This is a genomic window from Nitrospirota bacterium (assembly GCA_016178585.1).
In the GTDB taxonomy this organism is placed as follows: domain Bacteria; phylum Nitrospirota; class Nitrospiria; order JACQBW01; family JACQBW01; genus JACOTA01.
In genome coordinates, this window is record JACOTA010000004.1 from 26,672 (window position 1) to 35,510 (window position 8,839).

At 44.4% G+C, this 8,839-nt stretch carries 16 protein-coding genes; 5 read left to right on the forward strand and 11 right to left on the reverse strand.

What is annotated here, in order from left to right:
- Window positions 1-71: 71 nt before the first annotated feature.
- From pilM to HYR79_00425, 7 genes are all read right to left on the reverse strand, one after another.
- Window positions 72-1,136 (reverse strand): type IV pilus assembly protein PilM, encoded by a 1,065-nt coding sequence (gene pilM / locus HYR79_00395; GenBank protein MBI1820145.1) that lies wholly within the window; start codon window positions 1,134-1,136, stop codon window positions 72-74.
- Window positions 1,133-1,369 carry a MerR family transcriptional regulator gene (locus HYR79_00400; GenBank protein ID MBI1820146.1) on the reverse strand — a complete coding sequence of 79 codons (237 nt, stop codon included), beginning with the start codon at window positions 1,367-1,369 and terminating at the stop codon, window positions 1,133-1,135. The genes pilM and HYR79_00400 overlap by 4 nt, the downstream gene beginning before the upstream one ends.
- Window positions 1,370-1,562: 193 nt before the next feature.
- Window positions 1,563-3,308: a hypothetical protein gene (locus HYR79_00405; GenBank protein ID MBI1820147.1), complete on the reverse strand. Its 1,746-nt coding sequence runs from the start codon at window positions 3,306-3,308 to the stop codon at window positions 1,563-1,565.
- Between the two features lie 4 nt (window positions 3,309-3,312).
- Window positions 3,313-3,828 carry a prepilin-type N-terminal cleavage/methylation domain-containing protein gene (locus HYR79_00410; GenBank protein ID MBI1820148.1) on the reverse strand — a complete coding sequence of 172 codons (516 nt, stop codon included), beginning with the start codon at window positions 3,826-3,828 and terminating at the stop codon, window positions 3,313-3,315.
- Between the two features lie 11 nt (window positions 3,829-3,839).
- Window positions 3,840-4,250: a type II secretion system protein gene (locus HYR79_00415; protein ID MBI1820149.1), complete on the reverse strand. Its 411-nt coding sequence runs from the start codon at window positions 4,248-4,250 to the stop codon at window positions 3,840-3,842.
- A 146-nt stretch (window positions 4,251-4,396) separates the two neighbouring features.
- Window positions 4,397-4,612, reverse strand: a complete 216-nt coding sequence (locus tag HYR79_00420) for a BrnA antitoxin family protein (protein MBI1820150.1) — start codon at window positions 4,610-4,612, stop codon at window positions 4,397-4,399.
- A complete protein-coding gene (locus HYR79_00425; protein MBI1820151.1) occupies window positions 4,596-4,886 on the reverse strand; it encodes a BrnT family toxin in 291 nt (96 codons plus the stop codon). The genes HYR79_00420 and HYR79_00425 overlap by 17 nt, the downstream gene beginning before the upstream one ends.
- A gap of 166 nt (window positions 4,887-5,052) precedes the next feature.
- Here HYR79_00425 and HYR79_00430 point away from each other — a divergent pair, with 166 nt between their 5' ends.
- The 3 genes from HYR79_00430 (at window position 5,053) to HYR79_00440 (ending at window position 5,971) form a co-directional block, all read left to right on the forward strand.
- On the forward strand, window positions 5,053-5,253 hold the full coding sequence (locus HYR79_00430) for a toxin-antitoxin system HicB family antitoxin (protein MBI1820152.1): 201 nt from the start codon (window positions 5,053-5,055) through the stop codon (window positions 5,251-5,253).
- A 62-nt stretch (window positions 5,254-5,315) separates the two neighbouring features.
- Window positions 5,316-5,558: a type II toxin-antitoxin system prevent-host-death family antitoxin gene (locus HYR79_00435; protein MBI1820153.1), complete on the forward strand. Its 243-nt coding sequence runs from the start codon at window positions 5,316-5,318 to the stop codon at window positions 5,556-5,558.
- A complete protein-coding gene (locus HYR79_00440) occupies window positions 5,555-5,971 on the forward strand; it encodes a type II toxin-antitoxin system VapC family toxin (GenBank protein MBI1820154.1) in 417 nt (138 codons plus the stop codon). Before HYR79_00435 ends, HYR79_00440 begins: the two co-directional genes overlap by 4 nt.
- Window positions 5,972-6,075: 104 nt before the next feature.
- Here HYR79_00440 and HYR79_00445 read toward each other — a convergent pair whose 3' ends face one another.
- Together HYR79_00445 and HYR79_00450 are read right to left on the reverse strand one after the other, a co-directional pair.
- Entirely contained in the window at window positions 6,076-6,477 is a 402-nt protein-coding gene (locus tag HYR79_00445; protein ID MBI1820155.1) for a PIN domain-containing protein, read from the reverse strand.
- Window positions 6,474-6,674 carry a type II toxin-antitoxin system VapB family antitoxin gene (locus HYR79_00450; GenBank protein MBI1820156.1) on the reverse strand — a complete coding sequence of 67 codons (201 nt, stop codon included), beginning with the start codon at window positions 6,672-6,674 and terminating at the stop codon, window positions 6,474-6,476. Before HYR79_00450 ends, HYR79_00445 begins: the two co-directional genes overlap by 4 nt.
- 297 nt (window positions 6,675-6,971) lie before the next feature.
- Here HYR79_00450 and HYR79_00455 point away from each other — a divergent pair, with 297 nt between their 5' ends.
- Together HYR79_00455 and HYR79_00460 are read left to right on the forward strand one after the other, a co-directional pair.
- A complete protein-coding gene (locus HYR79_00455) occupies window positions 6,972-7,214 on the forward strand; it encodes a type II toxin-antitoxin system Phd/YefM family antitoxin (protein ID MBI1820157.1) in 243 nt (80 codons plus the stop codon).
- A complete protein-coding gene (locus HYR79_00460; GenBank protein MBI1820158.1) occupies window positions 7,208-7,474 on the forward strand; it encodes a Txe/YoeB family addiction module toxin in 267 nt (88 codons plus the stop codon). Before HYR79_00455 ends, HYR79_00460 begins: the two co-directional genes overlap by 7 nt.
- Before the next feature lie 2 nt (window positions 7,475-7,476).
- Here the strand turns inward: HYR79_00460 and HYR79_00465 are convergent, their stop codons facing one another.
- Both HYR79_00465 and HYR79_00470 read right to left on the reverse strand, forming a co-directional pair.
- Entirely contained in the window at window positions 7,477-8,016 is a 540-nt protein-coding gene (locus HYR79_00465; protein MBI1820159.1) for a type II secretion system protein, read from the reverse strand.
- A gap of 60 nt (window positions 8,017-8,076) precedes the next feature.
- Complete coding sequence (locus tag HYR79_00470) at window positions 8,077-8,544, reverse strand: prepilin-type N-terminal cleavage/methylation domain-containing protein (GenBank protein MBI1820160.1); 468 nt, start codon at window positions 8,542-8,544, stop codon at window positions 8,077-8,079.
- Window positions 8,545-8,839: the final 295 nt, after the last annotated feature.

The window sequence follows — 8,839 nt, forward strand, 5'->3', positions numbered from 1 at the left end:
GGGGACCTTCGCAGACTACGCTCAATGCCCCCGAACCCCGCGTTTCGCGCTGGCAAAGCCAGGCGCTTCACTTATGCGTTTCCCGGCAACTTGCCCCTTAAAGCCAGGCCGATGGAACCTGCCCAAAGGGAACCCATCGGATTTAATTCTTTTAAAAAATCCGAACTGCAGACCATAGAAGAAAAAGGATTTTCAAGAACAACCGGCAGGTCAAAATGGGTTTCAAAGTAATCCCGAAAACCAGCCATTAAGGGGGTTCCTCCCATTAAAATGATTTTTTGAAACAAAGGGTCCCGAAATTGAGTCCGGTAATAGTCCATCGACCGTTGAACTTCGAGAACCATCCGGTCCATTTCTTCCTTTATGACGCTTTTAAACTCAGAATGGTTTAACCCATCCTTTTTTTTGATGTTTTCCGCCTCGTCAAAAGAAATGGTTTCTTTTGCCATCATCGCGCGGGAAATGTCGTTCCCTCCATGCTTGATTTGCCGGGTAAACCGCAAGACTCCTTCGCGGCAAATATTAATCTCCATTTTGGCGGAACCGATATCCATAAAGATCAGGTCATGATCCTTTTCCGGGGAATGATTGAGTTCAACGACTTTAAGCAAAGCGAGAGGGTTGACATCCATCAAACGGGGATAAATTCCAGCTCTCCCGATATTGTTCAGTTCCTCCGAAATATCACTTTTATCCACCGCGACAAGAATAAGATGCAATACAACCTTTCCACTCTCTTCATTTTTCTGAAGGACAGCGTAATCAATCACCTTGGTCTCCAGGGGTTCCGTCATCAGCTTTTGGGCTTCCCATTTTATCGCTTCTTCCACCTCGTTTTGGGGCATTTCGGGCAACTTTAAATAACGGATTAAAGGGGTTTTTCCCGTATAATTCACCACCACCGGATTTTTTTTAAACTGAAAATTTTCAAAAACCCCTTTCAGACTGATTAACATTTCGGGTGTTAACGGGTAATTTTCCCTATTTTCATTATTTCCATCGGAACGCCCGTTCGGCATAAAAGGCAAGATGTGGGCGTAGTCCAAAAAAAACTTCTCTTCCTTTTTAGAAATAACCGAAAGTTTGATGCTCGATTCGCCGATATCCATTCCAATTAAAGGACGGTTAAAATTCACCTTTTTTCTCCGCTGATCTCTTTCATCGCCTGTTCAAAAGCGATCCGGTGTTTAAATCCTTTTTTAAGGTATTTCCAGATGGCCTCAATTTTTAAAAAATCTTCCTTTGAATAATCCCGGGACTCTAAATCCCCCATCGGAATCCGCTTTGGAGAGATATACCCCTTCTGTTCCAGGTAATAGAGTTTGTGCCGCGGGATTTTCACCTTTTCTAAAATTTCAGATGTTCTCATCGACTTATTTAAGTTCTTTCGTGATCAATACATTGTTTATTGTTGAAACTAAACACAAAATTAAATCTAAACTTCTACAGTTAAAAGCCTCAAAAAAGCGACGCGATCGTCGCCTTTCTTATAAAAGGATAGCGTCAAACGGAAATCTGTCAAGCCCGGCGACTGGAGTAATCACGTCTGAAAGAGGCTAAAATCACTGGGGAACTTCCCGCCAGGCGATATTGGGTCGCTTCGGTCCGATAAGATAAACACTATTTAATATCGTATTCTGACTGTTCAGGGTTTCAATGATCCAATCTGTGCCGTTCCAATGAAGGACCAACGGCCGTTGACCCGCGCCTCCCGGACTTCCCACGGCCCAGCAATCATTGGAGGTCACGCAGGATACCGATCGAAGAGGGAGATTAATCGTAACAGCTGTCCCGGCAAAATTTCTGACTGAGTTTCTAAGGGACCATGTCGCTCCATTCCAATACAAAATTAAAGGCCGTTGCCCACCTCCTCCCGGATTTCCCACCGCCCAGCAGGTGACAGGAACAAGATTGCTGTTGCAGTAAACAGAGTTAAGATTACGAGGAATTCCCAGGAGAGAGTTTTGTCGCGCCCACGTTGCCCCGTTCCAATATAAAATGAAGGGACGTTCATTCGCTGGAGCGCCCCCGGCTGTATTCCCCACCGCCCAGCAGGTGACAGGAACAAGATTGCTGTTGCAGTAAACAGAGTTAAGATTACTGGAAATTCCCAGGAGGGAATTTCTTGGCCCCCACGATGCCCCATTCCAATAAAGAATTAACGGGCGCTGTGCGGCAACACCTCCCGCATTGCCTACTGCCCAACAATTAACAGGCAAAGAATTGCTGTTGCAGTAAACAGAGTTAAGGTTCCGGTTAATAGCCGGTAAACCGGTTTTTCTGAGAGACCAGGTCGTCCCGTCCCAATAATAGATAAGTGGCTGTTGGGCCGCAACCCCTCCCGGGTTTCCCACTGCCCAGCCATCGTTTGAGGCATTCATGTAAATGGAATTGAGTGGACGAGCGGCAGGAAGAGGAAAAGATGACCAATTGACACCGTTCCAACGAATAAAACGTCCCGAAGCGGACCCACTTACTGCCCAACCATCTGCAGGAGAAAGCATCGAAACAGAAGTTAAATTACCAATTCCACCAGGCGCTACAGCAGTCCTATCAGCCCAGGAGCTCCCATCCCAAAGAAACATTCTAGGAGGGGTGATCCCACCAGCTGTGTTTCCCACTGCCCAACCGTTCTGAACCACATCCGCCTGACTGACGACCCTCTGGTTTGTTCCTGCGCCAATGGTTGGAACACCCCCGGTAGAGGTTAATAGACATTGTGTTTGAGCAACGGAAGTGCCAATGACATGCTGTGCGGGAGCTGTTCCATCCGCCCCTCGGACGGCCCCGACAAAACAAGAGGGTGCGCCTCCGCCACACACTCCTGCGCCTTGCCCCAGAGCGGTATAGTCAATCATTTCCTTATCGATCATGATCCGGCCAAATGAGGCATACCCTGAAACCGAAAGATTTGCCGCTGTCGCAGGAATCGTTGTCGTCACATTATCAGTCAAAGCAAACAAAGAAGTCGGCGCCAGGTTATTATTAAAAACAGAGGTTACAGTAAACTGTCCGCTTCCCGACGCTGTAAAGGCCGGAACAGCTCCGTTAAAAGATGTGCTTGTATTAATAGAAGCACAGGTACAGGTTGTGCAGGGAGGGGATCCTTCTCTCTTTAATAAATACCTTCCTGCTCTTTCCAATCCGCCTTCGGCAATATACAGGGCTCTGCTGGAATAAACTTCGTTGACAGACTGAGTCATATTATTGGAAGAGAGAGAGATAAAAATTACTCCGACAAAAGCCATGACCACGAGGAAAAAGATCACCGCCAATAACGCCACCCCTGTTTGGTTTCTAAAAAACATCGATCTAAAAATTCCTCGGATGAACGGTGATCTGCAGGGGAAGGGTCTCTCCCCCTTGAGCGGGAGTTAAATTTAGAGTAATGTTCCAGATTGAGGAACAGACAGTGGTAGGGTTCCCTGAAGAATCCCTGTAGGTAAATGTAAAACTGCTCAGGTTATCGGCAAGAGTGTTTCCCCCGTCTGAAAGGATGCCTCCAGCATAACGATACGTAATCGAATTTCCTTGAACATCGGTAAAAATAAGCCGCTGTGGAGTAGTGGGTGTGGTAGTGCAGGTTGAAATAGCCGCCGGGTTTTTAATCATCCTGATCTCTCTGGCCATTTTTTCAAGGGCCAACCTTCCCTGATTTAAAATAGCGGAATAATTGTCTTCCTTTTGATAAGTTTGGGCCGCCTGACCAATCAGAAGACTGGCGGTCATCGCGATAATTCCGATTAAAACAATCACAATGGCTAACTCAACCATTGTAAAACCTTTCTGATTGAACAGAATTAACTTCTGTAAAATTCTTTTGAACATAAGAATTGCCTTTAGTAACTTCCGATGAGGGTGCTGGTTGTCACTGTTCCTGTTTTGGACGTTACCGAAACCATTATATTTTTATAATTGGTTGGACCCGCAACAGTGGCGTTTAGCGCCCCTGTATTCACAAAAATGACATTGACACTTCGATTGAAACCAGAAAAACCCGGTACAGGATTTTCAGCGGGGTAAATGGCACTGGTCACATAATTAAACCCCCTGGCTGAATTTTCTTTGTCGGCAATGATCAGGTCCAGTTTTTCCTGCGCCAGTTCCGTTGCCTGAGTGATCACCGAAGGGTCGCCATTGCTTTGAGAAAACGTCGTAAACATCGCCATTAATCCAGACGTAATAATGGCCAATAAAACGATCGTTATTAAGATTTCTATGAGGGTAAAACCCCGTTGATTTTGGAACATACTGAAAGTGTATCGCTTAAATGGTTTTCGTCAAGGAAAGGGTTTGGGTTTTGGCTTGATTTTCGCTCGACTGGTCTATATGGAGCAATGCAACGGAGGAAATGATGAAAATTGAAATTGGTTCGTACGAAGCGAAAACTAAATTGTTACGCCGCCCATTCAAACTTCGGTTTCTTCTTACTCTTCACACAATCACGCAGGTAAAGATCAATCAAGGTTTGATAAGGAATCCCCGATTCTTTAGAAAGACCTTTGAAATAATCAATAACCTCCGTGCTTAGATTAATTCCAACGGCTTTCTTTCTTGAGGCATAGGGATTTTTTTTAGCTTTCATTTTTGAAAAATCATATTCCTTCTTCATAACTTTTAATCTCCTTTTTAGTCGCTTTTCTGGCTGAAATGATACGAACAATTTCGCGTTTATTTCTTTCGCAAAAGACAATGACCAAAACTCTAGCAGAACCACTTAACCCCAATAAAAGAAACCGATCCTCGTGATTTGAGTGGTCTTCATCGTAAAACACCAGGCCATTTGGATCATCAAATACCTGTTGGGCTTCTTCAAACCAAATTCTGTGTTTTTTACGGTTAGATTCATTTTTTCGCTCATCCCACTCAAATTCAATCACGTCTATAATATAACTATATGTTATATAGATATCAAATCTAATCTGCTAAATTATTCAGGCCGATTCGGCTTGGACTTTCTGATGATACCACTTTGGTAAGGTTGTATGTGGAATGGAGAGCGGTAAACCTGTTGACTCCAGGAAGCACTGATGCGATCTACGAGTATTTAATGTGCGTATCGGGCTGGATTTACACAGGCGCATTGTGCTTACTGCATCGGGAAAAGGGTTAAGTTTAAATCGTTTCATTGCCGAATTACTGGAAAAAGAAACAAATAAAAACGAAATTTCCTTCTCCCCCCTCACCCAGACTCTCCCACGGGGAGAGGAGTCATTTTGTATGCACGAATCCACTGATGTTTTTTGCGCTTGACTTTCAATAGACTGGTCTATATACTGGTCTATATGATACTGTTCGCCGTAACGGAGGAAATGATGAAAATCGAAATTGGTTCGTACAAAGCAAAGACTAACCTGTCCATGTTGCTGCGGCAGGTGAAGGAGGGTAAGAGCTTCACAATTACCAATCGCGGCGAAGCCATCGCAGACCTTGTGCCGAGCGCCAGCGTGAAGACGAAAGACAAGGTTGCGGCGGTGAAAAAGATTAAGGCTTTCATGCTGGAGAATCCGGTGCACGGGGTGAATATCAAGGAACTCATTGAAGAGGGGCGCGCGTGAACTTTGTTCTCGACAACTCCGTGGCTATGCGCTGGTTCTTCGGGGACGGCAAGCCGCTGGAACTTGCCTACGCCGGGAAAGTGCTTGACGTAATGAAGAACGCGAGTGCTCTCGTTCCGGTGACATGGGGACTCGAAGTGGCCAACGTCATTTCCAGGGCGGAAGCGAAGGGGCTCGTCACAGAGGCTCGCAGCGGTGTATTCCTTGAGATGCTTGAAGGGGTGGATATCGAAGTGGATGAGGCTACTTTCTCTCATGCGCTGTCAGACACCCTTCAGTTGGCGCGGCGCTACCGGCTATCCGCTTATGACGCCTCTTATCTTGAACTGGCTCTGCGTGAGGGGATACCGCTGGCAACGCTGGATGAAGAGTTGCAGAAGGCCGCCAGGAAAGCGGGTGTAAAACGATTTTGAATTTGAAATATTTCTGATCGCCTTTTCTATAATTATAGAATATAGAAATCTCTTTGGGGAGTCCGAAGAAGAGAAAGAAAACCCTGAAAATGATTTTGTTTTTTTTATTTTAAAAGCTTGAGGGTGGAGCACCCCGCAATCGAATTGAAATCGTGATCTGTCGTCAAAAGGTAACAGTCATACCTGATACAAATAGAGGCAATTAAAAAATCGATCGTACCCGCCTGAACTCCTTTCGAAGAACAATGGTTTCTAAGACGTGCGGCTTCAATATAATCTTTACGATGAGGCTCAATAAGTGGAAAGGGGAAAAGCTGTTCTAATAAACGGGCAAAATCTTTTGAAAATTTAATCCCCTGTAAAAGCTCCTGTAAAACAACTCCTAACAGAAAAATATTTTCCTCATTTTGAATCAAGTCGGTCAGTTTTTCAACGGGAGGAGTGGTCTGGCTTGATTTTCTGCGAAGCGCCAATGACCAGACAGAGGTATCGACAATAACATTCATCGTTTCAATCTGGATTTTTTATAATCGTATATGGGATCCCATTCCAATGTTCCAAATAACTCCAGAATCTTTTTCTGTTTATGACGATGAATATATTCTTTGAGAGCATCGGTCACCGCCTCTTTTTTTGTTTTATGGCCACCCAACAGTTTTGCCTCTTCAATCAGCCGGTCATCCAGGGCAAGATTCGTTGCCATGATTTACCCCCTTTATTTCATTTTTTCAAAGTATCACACATTCGTCCACACATGTCAAGCGCAGCCGGGCGCTCGACAAGATTGTGAGATGGCAGGCGTCCGCCAGGAAAACAGACGTAAAACGATTTGCACTTTGAAAGCTTTATGGAGGCCTTTGGGTATAAGGAAATAAGATGGGGGAAAACTGATGGAATATAAAAGCTATTATGGGTCCGTCCATATTCTTGGGTAAAAAGAAAAGCTTTGACAAAACGTACGTTATTACGTATTTTAAAAGAAAAACCTGAGGGGCCTTGAATGAAAACGATTTCGATTACAAAAGCTCGTTCTTCCTTTTATAAACTTATCGATGAGACGGCGGAATCACACACTCCCGTTAAAATTTCGGGTAAACTGCATAACGCTATTCTGATAGGGGAAGAGGACTGGTCCGCCATTGAAGAAACTTTATTTCTGCTTTCTATTCCTGGAATGCGAGAATCAATTATTAAAGGAATGCAAACCCCAATAGAAAAATGTGCTGACAAGTTAAAGTGGTAAAATGGAAACTGGTTTTTACCTCCCAGGCCCAAAAAGATGCGAAAAAACTTGCCCGTTCCGGTCTAAAAGGTAAAGCCCAAAAGATTCTTAAAATACTTGAGGACCATCCTTTTCAGTCTCCTCCACCTTATGAAAAACTTGTTGGGGATCTAAAGGGGGCCTGCTCACGTCGAATCAATATTCAGCACCGCGTGGTTTACCAGGTACTGGATGAAGAAAAGGTTGTAAAAATCTTAAGGCTATGGACTCATTATGAATAGTTTTAAGGAACAGAGGTTTTGCCGGTACCGGCGACAACGGTTACGGTTCGGCCGCCTGGATTTAGGGTAACCGTTTTAAATCCTGTAATTGAAACAGGGGGTGTCGGGCAAACCCCTGCACTTCCCTCCATTGGAACACCTGCTGAATTAAATTCTAAATAGTCGCACCCAAAGGTCGTCGAAAAGAGCAAAACACTGGTGTAACTTCCTGTGTTCAGTGCAATCGCAAAAGGCGACGCGTTCGTTGAAGGATCAAGAATAGAACTCCACCCCGGGCAGGGAGTGTTTTGGTTGGAACAGGCTTGCACTGTGTAACTGTTTGTCGCCGTGGTAAACTGTACACGGTAATGAACCCTATGGGTCATCGCTTGTTCTTGGGCGTAGGTAATATCCGACTGAATTTTCCGCGCCGTGCCATAAACTTTGGTCGTTGTCGAATCTCCTAAAAGCTCATACGCAGCCGCCGACAAAATTGCGACGATTAATATAACAATTACAAATTCAATTAGGGTAAACCCTTTTTGCCTTGCAATATGATTCACAAGCCACATTTCTCAAAATATTTATTAAAGAAAGACTCGCAGATTTACTTCTGCGTGTCTTTAAACCATTTTATTTAAACTAGCATTGATGTACTGTAGGATCTGCGCAAACAATGGTAATAGGATCATTTGCAGTAGCACCCGCAGTGAGGGTCCAACTGGTCGATGTCGGAGTTGCGCTAAGCCTGTCAATGTAACTGTAGCTGCAACCACGGGATTAGGAGTTAACGTTGACGGTTGTGACCCCGTAAGACAGCCTTCTACCGCCGAAAATAATGGTAAAACGGTTCCTGTAGCATTGACACAAACGGTTCCTGCGGCAACGGTCTTACCTAACCTTTGTCCAGCAAAGTTAACCGCTAGCACACTTCTTAAGCCTGCGATATAGCCTACGTCCGCGGCAGCCTGGGCATTCGTCTGCATATCCACATATTTAGGAATTGCAACCGCAGCAAGAATTCCTAATACCACGATCACGATAATTAATTCAATTAACGTAAAACCTTTTTGATTTCGTAATACCTTCATCTAGTTCTCCTTTGTCAATGATACTGATGGCTCATATTTTCTTCCGAGGCATATATCTGATCCGATTGAAATTTTCGTTTTGTTCCATAGGCTTTCGTTAAGGAATCGTCCACATAACAGGAGAAATACCCAATAGAAATATAAAAGAAAGACACGCAGATTTACTTCTGCGTGTCTTTAAACCATTTTATTTAAACTAGCATTGATGTACTGTAGGATCTGCGCAAACAATGGTAATAGGATCATTTGCAGTAGCACCCGCAGTGAGGGTCCAACTGGTCGATGTCGGAGTTGC

Bases quoted from the DNA above. Each gene is read 5' to 3' on its own strand.
- HYR79_00400 (MBI1820146.1), bottom strand. From the start codon at position 1,369: ATGAGAACATCTGAAATTTTAGAAAAGGTGAAAATCCCGCGGCACAAA.
- HYR79_00405 (MBI1820147.1), bottom strand. From the start codon at position 3,308: ATGTTTTTTAGAAACCAAACAGGGGTGGCGTTATTGGCGGTGATCTTT.
- HYR79_00410 (MBI1820148.1), bottom strand. From the start codon at position 3,828: ATGTTCAAAAGAATTTTACAGAAGTTAATTCTGTTCAATCAGAAAGGT.
- HYR79_00415 (MBI1820149.1), bottom strand. From the start codon at position 4,250: ATGTTCCAAAATCAACGGGGTTTTACCCTCATAGAAATCTTAATAACG.
- HYR79_00420 (MBI1820150.1), bottom strand. From the start codon at position 4,612: ATGAAGAAGGAATATGATTTTTCAAAAATGAAAGCTAAAAAAAATCCC.
- HYR79_00435 (MBI1820153.1), top strand. From the start codon at position 5,316: ATGAAAATCGAAATTGGTTCGTACAAAGCAAAGACTAACCTGTCCATG.
- HYR79_00445 (MBI1820155.1), bottom strand. From the start codon at position 6,477: ATGAATGTTATTGTCGATACCTCTGTCTGGTCATTGGCGCTTCGCAGA.
- HYR79_00450 (MBI1820156.1), bottom strand. From the start codon at position 6,674: ATGGCAACGAATCTTGCCCTGGATGACCGGCTGATTGAAGAGGCAAAA.
- HYR79_00455 (MBI1820157.1), top strand. From the start codon at position 6,972: ATGAAAACGATTTCGATTACAAAAGCTCGTTCTTCCTTTTATAAACTT.
- HYR79_00470 (MBI1820160.1), bottom strand. From the start codon at position 8,544: ATGAAGGTATTACGAAATCAAAAAGGTTTTACGTTAATTGAATTAATT.